This window comes from Mycobacterium attenuatum (genome assembly GCF_900566085.1).
Taxonomy (GTDB): Bacteria; Actinomycetota; Actinomycetes; order Mycobacteriales; family Mycobacteriaceae; genus Mycobacterium; species Mycobacterium attenuatum.
Map to the genome: position 1 here is coordinate 51,319 of NZ_UPHT01000095.1, position 14,861 is coordinate 66,179.

15 protein-coding genes are annotated in these 14,861 nt (G+C 65.3%); 7 read left to right on the top strand and 8 right to left on the bottom strand.

Annotated elements, in window-relative coordinates; all coding sequences use genetic code 11:
* Window positions 1–50 precede the first annotated feature (50 nt).
* From prcA to dop, 4 genes are all read right to left on the bottom strand, one after another.
* On the bottom strand, window positions 51–866 hold the full coding sequence (gene prcA / locus EET13_RS16105; protein ID WP_122443226.1) for a proteasome subunit alpha: 816 nt from the start codon (window positions 864–866) through the stop codon (window positions 51–53).
* Window positions 863–1,729, bottom strand: a complete 867-nt coding sequence (prcB, locus tag EET13_RS16110; protein ID WP_122443227.1) for a proteasome subunit beta — start codon at window positions 1,727–1,729, stop codon at window positions 863–865. The genes prcA and prcB overlap by 4 nt, the downstream gene beginning before the upstream one ends.
* Window positions 1,726–1,920 carry a ubiquitin-like protein Pup gene (locus EET13_RS16115; protein ID WP_023364687.1) on the bottom strand — a complete coding sequence of 65 codons (195 nt, stop codon included), beginning with the start codon at window positions 1,918–1,920 and terminating at the stop codon, window positions 1,726–1,728. The genes prcB and EET13_RS16115 overlap by 4 nt, the downstream gene beginning before the upstream one ends.
* Window positions 1,921–2,053: 133 nt before the next feature.
* The gene (gene dop, locus EET13_RS16120; RefSeq protein ID WP_122443228.1) at window positions 2,054–3,550 is read right to left on the bottom strand and encodes a pup deamidase/depupylase; all 1,497 of its coding nucleotides are present in this window, start codon (window positions 3,548–3,550) and stop codon (window positions 2,054–2,056) included.
* 546 nt (window positions 3,551–4,096) lie between these two features.
* Between dop and EET13_RS16125 the strand changes: the two genes are divergently transcribed.
* The 3 genes from EET13_RS16125 (at window position 4,097) to EET13_RS16135 (ending at window position 7,293) form a co-directional block, all read left to right on the top strand.
* Window positions 4,097–5,374, top strand: a complete 1,278-nt coding sequence (locus EET13_RS16125; RefSeq protein ID WP_122443254.1) for a DUF2314 domain-containing protein — start codon at window positions 4,097–4,099, stop codon at window positions 5,372–5,374.
* A 77-nt stretch (window positions 5,375–5,451) separates the two neighbouring features.
* Complete coding sequence (locus EET13_RS16130) at window positions 5,452–6,639, top strand: hypothetical protein (RefSeq protein WP_211189083.1); 1,188 nt, start codon at window positions 5,452–5,454, stop codon at window positions 6,637–6,639.
* Between the two features lie 9 nt (window positions 6,640–6,648).
* Complete coding sequence (locus EET13_RS16135; protein ID WP_122443229.1) at window positions 6,649–7,293, top strand: hypothetical protein; 645 nt, start codon at window positions 6,649–6,651, stop codon at window positions 7,291–7,293.
* Between the two features lie 4 nt (window positions 7,294–7,297).
* On the opposite strand, the gene arc is transcribed toward EET13_RS16135, so the two are convergent.
* A complete protein-coding gene (gene arc / locus EET13_RS16140) occupies window positions 7,298–9,127 on the bottom strand; it encodes a proteasome ATPase (RefSeq protein ID WP_122443230.1) in 1,830 nt (609 codons plus the stop codon).
* 302 nt (window positions 9,128–9,429) lie between these two features.
* On the opposite strand from arc, the gene lppK reads away from it, so the two are divergent.
* A complete protein-coding gene (gene lppK / locus EET13_RS16145) occupies window positions 9,430–10,080 on the top strand; it encodes a lipoprotein LppK (protein WP_122443231.1) in 651 nt (216 codons plus the stop codon).
* 6 nt (window positions 10,081–10,086) lie between these two features.
* Complete coding sequence (locus EET13_RS16150) at window positions 10,087–10,380, top strand: DUF503 domain-containing protein (protein WP_122443232.1); 294 nt, start codon at window positions 10,087–10,089, stop codon at window positions 10,378–10,380.
* A gap of 17 nt (window positions 10,381–10,397) precedes the next feature.
* Here EET13_RS16150 and trmI read toward each other — a convergent pair whose 3' ends face one another.
* Window positions 10,398–11,240: a tRNA (adenine(58)-N(1))-methyltransferase TrmI gene (trmI, locus tag EET13_RS16155; RefSeq protein ID WP_122443233.1), complete on the bottom strand. Its 843-nt coding sequence runs from the start codon at window positions 11,238–11,240 to the stop codon at window positions 10,398–10,400.
* 73 nt (window positions 11,241–11,313) lie between these two features.
* Between trmI and EET13_RS16160 the strand changes: the two genes are divergently transcribed.
* Both EET13_RS16160 and EET13_RS16165 read left to right on the top strand, forming a co-directional pair.
* Complete coding sequence (locus tag EET13_RS16160) at window positions 11,314–12,183, top strand: RecB family exonuclease (protein WP_122443234.1); 870 nt, start codon at window positions 11,314–11,316, stop codon at window positions 12,181–12,183.
* A complete protein-coding gene (locus EET13_RS16165) occupies window positions 12,180–12,983 on the top strand; it encodes a thioesterase family protein (RefSeq protein ID WP_122443235.1) in 804 nt (267 codons plus the stop codon). The genes EET13_RS16160 and EET13_RS16165 overlap by 4 nt, the downstream gene beginning before the upstream one ends.
* A 21-nt stretch (window positions 12,984–13,004) precedes the next feature.
* Here EET13_RS16165 and EET13_RS16170 read toward each other — a convergent pair whose 3' ends face one another.
* Both EET13_RS16170 and EET13_RS16175 read right to left on the bottom strand, forming a co-directional pair.
* Window positions 13,005–14,375: an FAD-containing oxidoreductase gene (locus EET13_RS16170; protein WP_122443236.1), complete on the bottom strand. Its 1,371-nt coding sequence runs from the start codon at window positions 14,373–14,375 to the stop codon at window positions 13,005–13,007.
* Window positions 14,372–14,854, bottom strand: a complete 483-nt coding sequence (locus EET13_RS16175; protein ID WP_122443237.1) for a DUF4126 domain-containing protein — start codon at window positions 14,852–14,854, stop codon at window positions 14,372–14,374. Before EET13_RS16175 ends, EET13_RS16170 begins: the two co-directional genes overlap by 4 nt.
* Window positions 14,855–14,861 lie beyond the last annotated feature (7 nt).

The following is a 14,861-nucleotide window of genomic DNA, read 5'->3' on the forward strand; positions in this document are numbered from 1 at the left end:
AAGCGGCCCCGTAGGGCAAAGCCGAGGCAGTTCCACCGGCGCGCGCGGTCCTACTCTGACGATTCGCCGTCGGCTTTCGAGTCTTCAGGCTTGTCGGAGTCCTTGACGTCCTTGGGCTCTTCGGACTCTTCGGAGTCTGCGGCTTCCTGGGAAGTCGCCTTCTGCAGCAGTGTTTCCAGCTGGGCCCCGGTGATCCGCCGAAACGCCCGACGCGGCCGGTTGGCGTCGAGAATAGCCACCTCCAGGTTGGTCACACCGAGACTGGGCTGCCCATTACCGGAGGTATCGGCGCTGCTCGCCCGCAGCGCCTCCACCGCAATCCGCAGCGCATTGGGCAGATCGGCGTTCTCGGCGTAGGACTCCTTGAGCGCGTTGGCGATTGGCTCGGTGGTGCCGCCCATCACCACGAAATGCGGCTCGTCGGCGATCGACCCGTCGTAGGTGATTCGGTACAACTCGGGTGGCTTGGTCTCGCCGTAATGGGCAACCTCGGCCACGCATAGCTCGACCTCATAGGGTTTGGCCTGCTCGGTGAAAATAGTGCCCAGCGTTTGCGCGTAAACGTTGGCGAGCTGGCGTCCCGTGACGTCGCGACGGTCATAGGCGTAGCCGCGGGTGTCGGCGAACTGGATGCCGCCGCGGCGCAGATTGTCGAATTCGTTGAACTTGCCCGCGGCGGCAAAGCCCACCCGGTCGTAGAGCTCGCTGATTTTCTGCAGCGACCGCGACGGGTTCTCCGCGACGAACAACACGCCGCCCGAGTAGGCCAGCGCCACCACACTTTTGCCCCGCGCGATGCCCTTGCGCGCGAGCTCGCTGCGCTCGCGCATCGCCTGCTCGGGCGAGATGAAATACGGAAAACTCACTGCTCACCGCCGTCTGGCCCGAAAGTGTCAGCGCGCGAACGGCTTCCGATGACGTCGCGGGCCAGCTCGGCGATGCGACTCTCCGGGATTTCGACCGCCCCGTCGGCGTCGATGGCGACCGCCGTGGGATAAATGCCGCGGACCAGGTCCGGGCCGCCGGTGGCCGAGTCGTCGTCAGCGGCGTCGTAGAGCGCCTCCACGGCCACCCGTAACGCCGAATCGCCATCAGCGACTTGCGAATACAGCTTCTTCATCGAAGACTTGGCGAAGATCGATCCCGAGCCCACCGACTGGTAACCCTCTTCCTCGATGTTCCAGCCACCCGCGGCGTCGAACGAGACGATGCGCCCCGCGGTCTGCGGGTCGGCGGCATGAATGTCGTAGCCCGCCAGCAACGGCAGCGCAATAAGCCCCTGCATGGCCGCCGCGAGGTTGCCGCGCACCATGATCGCGAGCCGGTTGACCTTACCTGCGAACGTGAGCGGCACCCCTTCGAGCTTCTCGTAGTGCTCGAGTTCAACGGCGTACAGGCGGGCGAATTCGACGGCGACCGCCGCGGTGCCGGCAATACCGGTGGCGGTGTAGTCATCGGTGATATACACCTTTTTCACGTCGCGCCCAGCGATCATGTTGCCCTGCGTGGAGCGCCGGTCCCCGGCGATGACGACACCGCCGGGGTATTTCAACGCGACGATGGTGGTGCCGTGCGGCAACTGGTCGCTTGGCTGCGCGCCGACGCCCACGCCGGCCGGCAACAACTGCGGCGCCTGGCGGCGCAGGAAGTCAGCAAACGATGAGAGGTCTACAGCGGATCCGGAAAGTGCCGATTTAGGGGACAAGCGATCAGGCAACGGCCAGGTCACTGTCCGCCCTTTTGGACGTACGCGCGGACGAAGTCTTCGGCGTTCTCCTCGAGTACGTCGTCAATCTCATCGAGCAGATCGTCGGTTTCCTCGGCCAGCTTCTCGCGACGCTCCTGGCCCGCAGCGGTGCTGCCGGCGAAGTCGTCGTCGTCTCCGCCGCCACCGCCACGTTTGGTCTGCTCCTGAGCCATCGCCGCCTCCTGCTCTCGTCATGGCCTGCTTACAGGCCGCGGGCGCCGTGTCGCACGCCCGCTGGTCTTTCCCTAACAGTACCGGTCAGTGCCGACGTTTCCGGGTTTACGCTCCCTGCCGAACCAACGGATCTCAGCTGGTGAGTTGTTCCACCAGTTCGGCGGCGCTGTCCACGGATTCCAGCAGCGCTCCGACGTGGGCTTTGCTGCCCCGCAGCGGCTCCAGCGTGGGTATGCGCACCAGCGAGTCGCCGCCCAGGTCGAAAATGACCGAGTCCCAGCTGGCCGCGGCGATATCGGCGCCGAACCTGCGCAGGCATTCGCCGCGAAAGTAGGCCCGAGTGTCGGTCGGCGGGTTGTCCACCGCCTCGAGCACCTGGTGTTCGGTGACCAGACGCTTCATTGAGCCGCGGGCCACGAGGCGGTTGTACAGGCCCTTGTCCAGCCGGACATCGGAATACTGCAGGTCGACCAGATGCAGCCGCGGCGCCGACCAGCTCAGATTTTCCCGGTGCCGGAATCCGTCGAGCAGCCGCAACTTGGCCGGCCAGTCCAAGAGCTCTGCGCATTCCATCGGGTCGCGCTCGAGCAGGTCGAGCACGTGTGCCCAGGTTTCCACGATGTCGGATGCTCGTGGGTCCGGCTCGCGACTGTCGACGAGCTTGGCCACCCGGTCCAGATACGCCCGTTGCAGCGCCAGGCCGGTCATTTCGCGGCCGTCGACCAGGGCCACCGCGGCCCGCAATGAGGGATCACGACTGATCGCATGGACGGCGTGTACCGGCCGGGCCAGCGCCAGATCAGCGAGGTCAACCCCCTCTTCGATGAGATCGAGGACCAAGGCCGTGGCGCCCAGCTTGAGATAGGTCGACGTTTCGGCAAGGTTGGCATCGCCAATGATGACGTGCAGCCGGCGGTATCGGTCGGCGTCGGCGTGCGGTTCGTCGCGGGTGTTGATGATGCCGCGTTTGAGCGTGGTCTCCAGCCCCACCTCGACCTCGATGTAGTCGGCGCGCTGCGACAGCTGGAATCCGGGCTCGTCGCCGGAAGGCCCAATGCCGACGCGGCCGGAGCCCGTTACCACCTGCCTGGACACCAGAAACGGGGTGAGCCCGGCGATGATGGCCGAGAACGGCGTCTGACGGGACATCAAGTAGTTCTCGTGCGCCCCGTACGACGCGCCCTTACCGTCCACATTGTTCTTGTAGAGCTGCAGTTTCGCGGCGCCGGGGACGCTGGCGACGTGCCGCGCGGCCGCCTCCATCACCCGTTCACCGGCCTTGTCCCAGATCACCGCGTCGAGCGGGTCGGTGCACTCGGGTGCGGAGTATTCGGGGTGCGCGTGGTCGACGTAGAGGCGCGCGCCGTTCGTCAAGATCATGTTGGCCGCCCCCACCTCGTCCGCGTCGACCACGGGCGGCGGCCCGGCCGAGCGGCTCAAGTCGAAGCCCCGGGCGTCCCGCAGCGGCGATTCCACCTCGTAGTCCCAGCGGGTGCGTTTGGCGCGCTGAATACCCGCGGCAGCGGCATAGGCCAGCACCGCCTGCGTCGAAGTGAGAATCGGGTTGGCGGTCGGGTCCGACGGCGATGAGATGCCGTACTCGACCTCCGTGCCGATAATCCGTTGCATGCTTTAGAGCCTAGGCCCGCCGACGATGCGGCCCGCGTAGCGGGCCGTTGAGGAGGCGGGCAATCGGGCTAGGCCGGGCGACGAGGCGGGCCGTTCACGGCCCGTTGAGGAGACGCCCCCAGCCGCGCACACAGCCCAGGGGACCCGGGGGCAGGGACAAGAACTTGTCAACGACGAGCCGATGAACCGGCCCCCTGACACCCAACCCACCCGTGTCCGGGCAAAGTTTGCCGAGACCTTTTCAGCAACGTTTCCGCACCGCTCGGAATTCCGTGGATCGCTAAGAACCAAACACGTTCGACTTCAACACTATTCGTGACAGACACTGAAGAGTTAGTCCGCAGCCAATTCTCATTGCTAGCGAAACCGCCAGTGCGCCTTATCAATCGACGTCGATTGCCACATGCGGTCGTGGTTGGTAGGGTCGCTTGCACCCCCCACGCGCGAATGCGGAGCCGTCTCTATGATACGAAAATACCTGCACCCGTTGCCTTTTCCGATGACACAGCTGGGTTTGCGTTCTTTCGTCACACCTGAGGACCAATGATGAATTCGGATCCCTTTCAGCATTTCCTGATCCCCACCGACTTGATCCCCGCCGGGCCTCTCGTAGACGACCCAATCGTCTACACATTTGCGATCTACTACCTACCGATGCCATCGACCGACCCGATCGGCACGTTGGATGTACTGCTGGCCAACAAGTTCGAAGTACTTCACGTCGCGGATTTCATCAGCGGAGATGAAAAAATTCCGACATTGCGCCCATGGCTAACCGTTGATCCGCGCAACGACTGCCCCCCGCCGAGTCCGGATTTCATTCAACTCGTCAATCACGGAATGAGTCCCCAACAGGCAGCTGCTTTGCAGAACACCAAAGCTGCGTTAGTCCTCGACTTCATCTACACCGCGGAGCACACTTGGCATGGCCTGCGCGCTGCGCTGCAGCTAACGGGTCAGCTCGCAGCGGCGACCAGCGGCGTGATTTGGGATGACGAGAGCCGAGAGTTTTTCACTCCGGCGGCATGGAATGAAACCAGGATCGATCGATGGAACGACGTCGTCCCCGAAATCGACGATCATACGACCATCCGCGCGTACGAGACCGGCGGCCAGATGATGCGGGCCGTCACGCTCGGAATGCGGAAATTTGGACTTCCCGACGTCGTCGTCAACGGATTTCCCAGATCGGCGGGCGGCCTGATAGGCAACCTTGTCAGTGCGTTCTGCCAAGCGATCGCCGACGGACTGACTATCCAGCGTCACGGAGAATTCGACCTCGACATTCGCCGCATCAGACCCGATGCCACCGGTACGGCGCCGCTGACAGTGAAAATGGGTACGCACCAAGCCGGTGATCCCAACAACCGGTTGCTCGAAATCACCTTTGATCGCGGGACGGGCGACGATGTGCACACTCGGCGGCACGCGGTTCTGACCGCGGTGTTCGGATCCGGGTCGACGGTCGTCTCGACCACGCATGGCGATGCACTCAATGCCGCCAGCCAACAGGCCAGAACCAAGCTGCCGGTCTTGCGTGCCCTGTTCAACGACGGGCTGGCGCCCGGCGAGTGGCTGCAACTGAAGGCCCCGTTCGACGCCGCGGACGGAGTACGGGAGTGGATGTGGGTGGAGGTCACGAGCTGGACAGACGACGCCATCACCGGGTTCCTCGTCAACGGGCCGGCCAGCAACCTGGGCCTGCATGCCGGCCAGACCGTCGAGATCGCCGAATCGACGGTCTTCGACTACATGCACAAACGAAGCGACGGCGTCGTCGAGGGCAATGAGACCGAAAGACTGATTCGCAGCCGGCTGAACTAGGCCCCGGAAGATGCTCATCGCCACCACACCGGCGCGACGGCGCCGGCTCGCTTATCTGGGGACTAGGGTGAGCCGGCATGGAACTCTCCCCGCGCCGCATGCGGGCGCGCCCGGCGCCGGCGACTGTCGCGGCTGAAAGCTGGTTCTTGCAGCGCGGGTTGCCGGCTGTGCTGACCAAGCGGTCCCGGTGGCGACGGCTGTGGTCCAGGTCGGCACCCGCGCTGGCCGCATACGCGGCGTTTCACTGCTGGACCTTCCCGTTGTTCCTGATCACCAACGGCGAAGACGTCAACATCGGCGAAAACCCGACCGCACGAGACTGGGTCGTTCTGACGATCGTCGCGCTGGCTCCCGTTCTAATTGTCGGGGTCGGCTGGCTGGTGTCCCGAATGGCGGATAGCCGCCTGCGGGCGATCGCCGCCACCGTAGCGGTCAGCATCGTGGGCGTCGTGATCGTCGTCGAAACCGACCCGTCCCATCTGCCGGGCGCAGCCATCTTCGCGGCACTGGTGTTGCTTGTGACCGCCAGTGGTATCGGGTCGGTGGTCGGCTGGGCACTGCGCATCACCGTGTCGCAGGTTGCGACGATGGGCGCCCTGGCGGTGCGGGCGCTGCCGGTAGTACTGCTGACCACGTTGGTGTTCTTCAACGGCAACGTCTGGCTCATGGCCGCCACGATCGGCGCCGAGCGACTGGGGCTGGCCATTGCGTTTCTGCTCGGCATCGCCGCCGCATTCGTCGTCTCCGCCACCAGGGAGCGGGTCCGGCCCATGCTGCAGTCAGCCGCGGCGATGCCCAAAGACTGCGACCGACTGGCCCACACACCATTTGCGACGTTGCCCGATTCTGCGGGCAGCCCCCCGCTGACCCGGGCCGAACGCGTCAACATGGTCTTCGTGCTGGCCGTCTCGCAGCTGGTGCAGATCATGGTGGTGGCACTGCTGACCGCGGTGATCTATGTGATTCTCGGGCTGATCGTGCTGAGTGCGGCGCTTTTGAACGAATGGACCCGCGGCGCGCCCAGCAGCTCGACCCTGTTAGGACTGACGTTTCCGGTGCCGGATTCGCTGATCCACCTGTGCCTGTTCTTGGGCGCGTTGACCTTCATGTACATCAGTGCCCGCGCGGTCGACGATGACGAATATCGCAGCACATTCGTCGATCCGCTGATCGACGATCTGCATGCCACGCTGATCGCACGCAACCGATACCACGCCAGCATCGGCGGCAACCCTCGTATTGACGCCGCTGAGCACAGTGATTAATTTCGCCTGATGTCTATCACCGAAGACGGAGCAGTCGTATCGGAACCACCCGCCGACCTGTCCGGGAAGCGTTACGGCGAAGTGCTTCTGGTCACCCCGGGCGAGGCGGGCCCGCAAGCGACGGTCTACAACAGCTTCCCGCTCAACGACTGTCCCGCCGACCTGTGGTCGGCACTCGACCCGAAGGCGATCGCTACCGAACACGGTGCTGCGGCCGCGTTGCTCAACGGTCCGCGCTACTGGCTGATGAACGCTATCGAAAAAGTGCCCCAGGGCCCGCCGGTGATCAAGAGCTTCGGCGGGATCGACATGCTCTGCCAGGCCACGGTGTTGTTGTCGTCGATGAGCCCCGCGCCGTACACCGTCAACCAGGTCAGCCGCAATACCGTCTTTATCTTCAACGCCGGCGAAGAGATCTACGAACTGCGCGACCCACAAGGTCAGCGCTGGGTCATGCAAACGTGGAGCCAGGTGGTCGACCCCAACCTGTCCAGAGCCGACCTGCCCAAGCTCGCGGACCGGCTGAGCCTGCCCAGCGGGTGGACCTATCAGCCGCGCAAACTCACCGACGAGCTGCGTATCGACACCACCGCCCGCGCAGCCCGCGTCCTGCAGGACGAACTCGCCAACAGCTATTCGCTGGTGATGGCCTGAACCGCTACAGGTACTGACCCAGGTTGGACTCGGTGTCGATGGCCCGGCTGGCGCTCGACGACTTGCCGGTGACCAGGGTGCGGATGTAGACGATCCGCTCGCCCTTCTTGCCCGAAATCCGCGCCCAGTCATCGGGGTTGGTGGTGTTGGGCAGGTCCTCGTTCTCGGCGAACTCGTCGACGATCGAGTCGAGCAGGTGCTGGATGCGCAGACCCGGCTGGCCCGTCTCCAGCACCGACTTGATCGCGTTCTTCTTGGCCCGGTCGACGACGTTTTGGATCATCGCCCCGGAGTTGAAGTCCTTGAAGTACATGACTTCCTTGTCACCGTTGGCATAGGTGACCTCCAGGAACCGGTTGTCGTCGATCTCGGCGTACATGCGCTCGACGACCTTTTCGATCATCGCCTTGATGCAGACGGTGCGATCACCGCCGAACTCGGCGAGGTCGTCGGCGTGCAGCGGCAATTCCTCGGTGAGGTACTTCGAGAAAATGTCCTGCGCCGCTTCGGCATCCGGGCGTTCGATCTTGATTTTCACGTCCAGGCGTCCGGGTCGCAGGATCGCCGGGTCGATCATGTCCTCGCGGTTGGAGGCGCCGATCACGATGACGTTCTCCAGCCCCTCCACCCCGTCGATCTCGGAGAGCAGCTGCGGAACCACCGTCGTCTCGACATCCGAGGAGACCCCGGTGCCGCGGGTGCGGAAGATGGAGTCCATCTCGTCGAAGAACACGATCACCGGCGTTCCTTCCGACGCCTTTTCGCGGGCGCGCTGGAAGATCAGCCGGATGTGGCGCTCGGTCTCGCCGACGAACTTGTTCAGCAGCTCGGGGCCCTTGATGTTGAGGAAGTACGACTTGGCCTCGCGGGCATCGTCGCCGCGAACCTCGGCCATCTTCTTGGCCAGTGAATTGGCCACCGCCTTGGCGATCAGCGTCTTCCCGCAGCCGGGCGGGCCGTAGAGCAACACACCCTTGGGCGGGCGCAGCGCGTACTCGCGGTACAACTCCTTGTGCAAGAAGGGCAGTTCCACGGCGTCGCGGATCTGCTCGATCTGGCGAGTCAGGCCACCGATGTCCTCGTAGCTGACATCCGGCACCTCTTCCAGCACCAGGTCCTCGACCTCGGCCTTGGGAATGCGCTCGAAGGCGTATCCGGCTTTGGTGTCGACCAGCAGCGAGTCACCGGGCCGCAGCTTGCGCGGGCGGGTGTCGTCGTTGAGAGCGTCGGGAACGCCGTCGGGCAGGTCCTCGGCAACCAGCGGCTCGGCCAACCACACGATGCGTTCCTCATCAGCGTGACCGACCACCAGAGCCCGATTACCATCGGCGAGGATTTCGCGCAACGTGGAGATTTCGCCCACCGATTCGAACTTGCCGGCCTCCACGACCGTCAGCGCCTCGTTGAGCCGGACCGTTTGGCCCTTCTTGAGCAACTGGGCGTCGATGTTCGGAGAACATGTCAGGCGCATCTTGCGGCCCGATGTGAAGACGTCGACCGTGTCGTCATCATGGGCGGCCAACAACACGCCGTAACCGCTGGGCGGCTGCCCGAGGCGGTCAACCTCCTCACGCAGTGCCAGCAATTGCTGGCGAGCTTCTTTAAGAGTTTCCATTAATTTCGAATTGCGCGCGGCAAGGGAGTCGATACGGGCTTCCAGCTGATGCACATCGCGCGCGGATCGCGAGGGGCCCTGCTGCGCCAGCGCGTTCTCCAGTTGCTCGCGCAGCAGCGCGGCTTCCCGCCGCAGCTCTTCCAGTTCGACAGCATCGATGCTGGGCAGGGGCATATCGCGGGGTGTCCCAAAAGCTTCAGAACGCTCTGATTCAGCCATGTTGCCCTCCTTTCCCGCACCAGAGCGGTGCGGCGGATACCTCAACGCTACCGGCCATCGCGGATTCATGTGCGGAACCAAATGCCGCCGGAAATAACATGTTGTTTCGCGCTGGTAATCTCGGCTTCCACTCGGCCCGATCGAAAGGAGCGCCGCGACCGTGAAATCCCTCGCCACAGCCGCTGCGCCCCGCGCCCGGAACGATGCGGAGGCCGATGGTGTGATGTCGAGTGCAGTGTCGGTCTGCTTGCCGGGACCACCACGGCCCGCTGTGAACCGCCGATAGCCGAGCCTGCCGCTGGATGCAACGCCACCTGTACGCAGCCGTGACCCTGGTCGTCAGCGCCGTCGCCCTCGCGGTGTCGGTGCTCTCCGGGTGTTCGCGGCATGCGTCCACGACGTCGCCCATCGCCTCGGCGCCGTCGGCCACTTCGAGTTCCGTCGCGCCGATACCCACCACTGCCCTACCTTCCCCCGACGCCTTGATCGACGTGCTGTCGCGGCTGGCTGATCCCGCGGTAGCCGGAGCCGACAAGGCAAACCTCATCGAGGGGGCAACACCGGAGACGGCCGCCGCCCTGGACCGGTTCACCACCGCCGCGCGGGACGGCGGCTACCTGCCACTGAATTTCGCGGCAAGCAGCCTCGCGTGGTCGGATGTGAACCCGCCCGACGTGACGGCCACCATCGTCGTCACCACAGCCAAACCCGACAATCACGAGTTCACCTTCCCGATGGAGTTCAAACCCAGCCAGGGCGGTTGGCAGCTTTCCCGGCGAACCGCAGAGATGTTGTTGGCGCTCAGCAGTTCTCGAGTTTCATCGCCTGCTTCCAGCCCCGCGCCCGGTCCGAACCCGGAGCCGGGCCCGTCCCCCACTCCAAACCCGGAGCCAGGTCCCGCTCCGCCCCCGGAAACGAGCGTCCCGTCTCCGACCCCGACCCCGCCCGGCTGAGCGCGGATGTGGATCGGCTGGCTCGAATTCGACGTGCTGCTGGGCGACGTGCGATCACTGAAACAAAAGCGGTCGGTCGTTCGTCCCGTTGTGGCCGAGTTGCAACGCAAGTTCAGCGTGTCGGCCGCCGAGACGGGCTGGCGAGATCGCTACCGGCGCGCCGGCATCGGAGTGGCCATGGTGTCGGGCGACCGCAGCCACGCCGTCGATGTCCTCGACGCGGCCGAACGGCTGGTGGCCGCACACCCCGAGTTGGAGCTGCTGTCAGTGCGCCGGGGTCTGCACCGCAGTGACGATTAGCACGACGACGTGCAGCGCTAACCGTCACGTCCCTGGCGCTTGCGGCCAAGCGGTGCCGGCGCGACGGCCCCGGGGGCCAGTCGGCGTGCGGCCACCAGGAATGCGGTGTGGCCGCGCATCGAATGCTGCGGCCGCACGGCCAGCCCGACAACGTTCCAGCCGCGCTGCAGCGTCTCCCATGATCGTGGTTCGGTCCAATGCTGTTGAGCCCGCAGCGCCTCCACGACTGTCGAAAGTTGGGTGACGGTGGCCACGTAGATCACCAGCACCCCGCCGGCCGACACCAGCCGCGATACCGAGTCCAGCACCTGCCACGGCGCCAGCATGTCCAGCACTGCCCGGTCGAATGTGCCGTCCGGCAGGTCCGAGTCGGCGACGTCGCCCACGATCAACCGCCAATTCTGCGGAGCCCCGCCGTAGAAATTCGTCACGTTGCGGCAGGCGTGTTCGGCATGGTCGGCGCGCTGCTCGTAGGAGATCACCCGGCCCTCGGTCCCGACCGCCCGCAACAAGGACAGCGTCAACGCACCGGAACCGGCCCCGGCTTCCAGCACCTGGGCGCCGGGAAAGATGTCGCCCTCGTGCACGATCTGCGCGGCATCTTTGGGGTAGATCACCTGCGGACCACGCGGCATCGACATCACGTAGTCGACCAGCAGCTGGCGCAGCACCAGAAACAGGGCACCGTTGCTGGACTTGACCACGCTGCCCTGCTGCAGCCCGATCACTGCATCGTGAGCAATCGATCCGCGGTGGGTATGGAACTCGTTGCCCGCGGTGAGCACCATCGTGTAGTGGCGGCCCTTGGCGTCGGTCAGCTGAACGCGTTCGCCGGCGGTGAAGGGACCGGTTGCTGGCACACCGTCTAGCGTGCCAGCCGACTCGCCGTCACCGATGTCCGGGGTTGTCGGCGCCCGGTCTTAGGCTGCGAGCATGACGGACCAGCTGGCACCCCGCGCGGATCTGGGGATCCGGCCGGCGCTGTCGCCGTCACGCGCGGCCGATTTCAAGCAATGCCCGCTGCTGTACCGGTTCCGGGCGATCGACCGGCTGCCCGAAGCCCCATCCGCGCCGCAGCTGCGCGGATCGGTCGTGCACGCCGCACTCGAACAGCTCTACGCCCTGCCCGCGGTGCAGCGCGTCCCGGAGACCGCGCGGTCGCTTGTCGAGTCGGCCTGGGAGCAGGTGATCGCCCGCGAGCCCGACCTGGCCGGTGGCCTGCAACCACAGGAACTGCTCAATGAGGCACGCGACTTGCTGTCGGGGTACTACCGGCTGGAAGACCCGACACGATTCGACCCGCAAAGCTGCGAGCAACGCGTCGAGGTGGAGTTGGCCGACGGCACGCTGTTGCGCGGCTACATCGACCGGATCGACGTCGCCGCCACCGGCGAGTTGCGGGTGGTCGACTACAAGACGGGTAAGGCGCCGCCGGCCGCGCGAGCACTGGCCGAGTTCAAGGCACTGTTCCAGATGAAGTTCTACGGCGTGGCGCTGTTTCGGTCGCGTGGCGTGCCGCCCGCCCGGCTGCGACTCATCTACCTGGCCGACGGCCAGGTGCTGGACTACTCGCCGGACCGGGACGAGCTGCTGCGTTTCGAGAAGACGTTGATGGCGATCTGGCGTGCGATCCAATCCGCGGGCAAGTCAGGAGATTTCCGCCCGAATCCGTCCCGGCTGTGCGATTGGTGTCTGCACCAGGCGCATTGCCCGGCCTTCGGCGGGACGCCGCCGCCATACCCTGGTTGGCCGAATCATCCGGGTGCCGATACCGTTTCGCGCCCTAGCGAACCGGCGGCATGAACGGTTGCTTCTACCGTCGCCTCGGCGACGAAGGTGAATATCTGCTCTTCGACTCCACCGACTACACGCGAAGCAACTGGAATCCCGAAATCCAGCATGGCTCACCCCCGTTGGCGCTTCTGACAAAGCTGATCGAAGAGGTGTCCGCGAACTCGGGACTGCGGATCGGCAGGCTGGGCCTCGACATTCTCGGGGCCATCCCGGTGGCTCCAGTGCGTGCCCGAGCTTGGGTGGAACGCCCTGGGTCGCGGGTCTGCCTGACAGTCGCCGAGCTGCGCGCCGATCGCGAGGACGGATCCACCCGGGCGGTGGCCCGGGTGGCGGCATGGCTGATGGCGGTCAGTGACACCGCCGACGTCGCATCAGAGCGGTATCCGCCGGTGGTGGAAGCATCCGCCGAGCCCCTTCCGGCCGTCTTCGCCGATGCTGGCGGCTATTTCGATGCGATCAACTGGCGCCCCCAACAGTCCGGCGGGCAATCGGGGGCCGTGTCCTGGTTCACGCCAACGGCTCACATCGTTGACACCGACCCCACTACGGCGCTGCAGCGGCTTGCGGTCGTGGTGGACTGCGCCAACGGTGTCGGAGCGGTCCTGGACCCGAATCAGTTCCTTTTCATGAACACCGACACCGTGGTGCACCTGCACCGACTTCCAGCCGGTGACGATTTCGCGCTGCGCGCTCGCGCGTCGGTCGGCCCCGACGGCGTCGGTGTGACGACCGCTGAGGTCTACGACAAGACCGGCTTCATCGGCACCTCGGCCCAGACGCTCCTCGTCCAGCGCCGGGCGCCCGCCTGAGCCGATGGGGGCGAACCGCCGCTAGCCGAGCGGCTCCATTTGCTGCAGCATCGTGGGAACGAGCTCGCTGACCGTGGGATGGATGTGCATCGTGCGCGACAGCGTGGTGTAGGGCGCTTTGGCGGACATGACGTCCAAAATGGCATGAATGACCTCGTCGCCACCGACGCCGAGGATGGCCGCACCGAGGATCTCGTGGGTGTCGGCATCCACCACGATCTTCATAAACCCTTGCGTCTCACCCTTTTCCACGGCTCTGCCGACCTTGGTCATCGGTAGCTTGCCGACCAGCGCCTTGCGGCCCGACGCGCGAACCTGAGCTACGGTCATTCCGGCGCGCCCCAGCGGCGGATCAATATAAAGGGCGTAGGTGAGGATGCGGTCGCTGACCCGACGCGGGTCGTCGTCGAGCAAATTGGCGGCCACGATCTCGAAATCGTTGTACGACGTATGGGTGAAGGCGCCCTTGCCATTACAGTCGCCCAGCGCCCAGATGTGGTCGACATTGGTCTTGAGCTGATCGTCGACGGTGATGTAGCCGCGCGCGTCGGTCCGCACACCGGCCGCTTCCAGACCCAGCTCGTCGGTGTTGGGTTGCCGTCCCACCGCCATCAGCAGGTGACTACCGTGAAGCGGCGTGGCACCAGCACTCGGTGTCAGCTCGAAGCCGTTGCTGTTCTTTACAATTCGCACATCATCAGCGTTGACGACGACGCCGATTCCCTCGGCTTCGAGGATCTCTCTAATGCTCGCCGAGACATCCTCGTCCTCCCGGGACGCCAGCCGTGGGCCGCGCTCGACGACGGTGACCTGGGCTCCGAAGCGGCGATACATCTGGGCGAACTCCAGCGCGATGTAGCTGCCGCCGACGATCACCAGATGCTGCGGCAGCGTGTCGAGTTCGAGGATGGAGACGTTGGTGAGGTAGTCGACGTCGGAAAGCCCGGGGATGCTGGGCGCGACCGCCCGGCCACCGACATTGAGGAAGAACCGGTCGGCTTGCAGCCGCTCATCACCGACCCGCAAGGTGTGCGGATCCTCGAACCGGGCGTGGCCGCGGATCACGGTGCAGCCGTCCATGTTTTCCAGCCAGTCCTCGACGCCCAGGCGGTCGTTGAGCATGACGGCGTCCTTGCGCGCCTTGACTTTGGCCATGTCCACGCTGACCGCTCCGGTGCCGATCCCGTATTCGGCGCCGCGACGGGCCACGTGGGCCGCGTGGGCACTGGCCACCAACGTCTTGGTCGGGATGCAGCCGTTGTTGACGCAGGTGCCGCCGATCAGCTTGCGCTCCACGACTGCGACCTGTTCACCCGCAGCGGTCAGCCGGCCCGCCAGTGGCGGACCGGCCTGGCCGGCGCCGACGATGATCGAGTCGAATCGACGCGTCATAGCGCGGCCGCCGATGCCACAATGGCGAATCCGCCCAAGACGGCCACCGAATCCTCGAGCAGTGCGATCGGCAGGTCACGGCCGCCGCCGGCGGCCACCAATCGTCGGCGCGCGTGGTAGCCACCCAGGGTGCCCAGCACCGCTCCGACCACCCCGGCGCCGACTCCGCCGAACTTGTAGCCCCATGCGGTGCCGATCACCGCGCCGGCGAACCCGCCAAGGATGATCCGCACCGCGAACACCGGCGCAGCGGTACGCGGCGGCGTCTTGGGGAGCTTGTCGTTGACCAGTTCGGCGACCGCAAGAATGCTGAGAATCACCACCGTCACGATGTTGCCCACCCACGATGCCCAGGTGCCGTTGAGGTTTATCCAGCCGAGGAAGGCGCTCCAGGAGACTGCCGCGGGAGCGGTCACCGATCGCAACCCGGCGACCACACCGATCAACAAAGCCAAGACGAGGACGAGTACGTGCGTCACACCGATC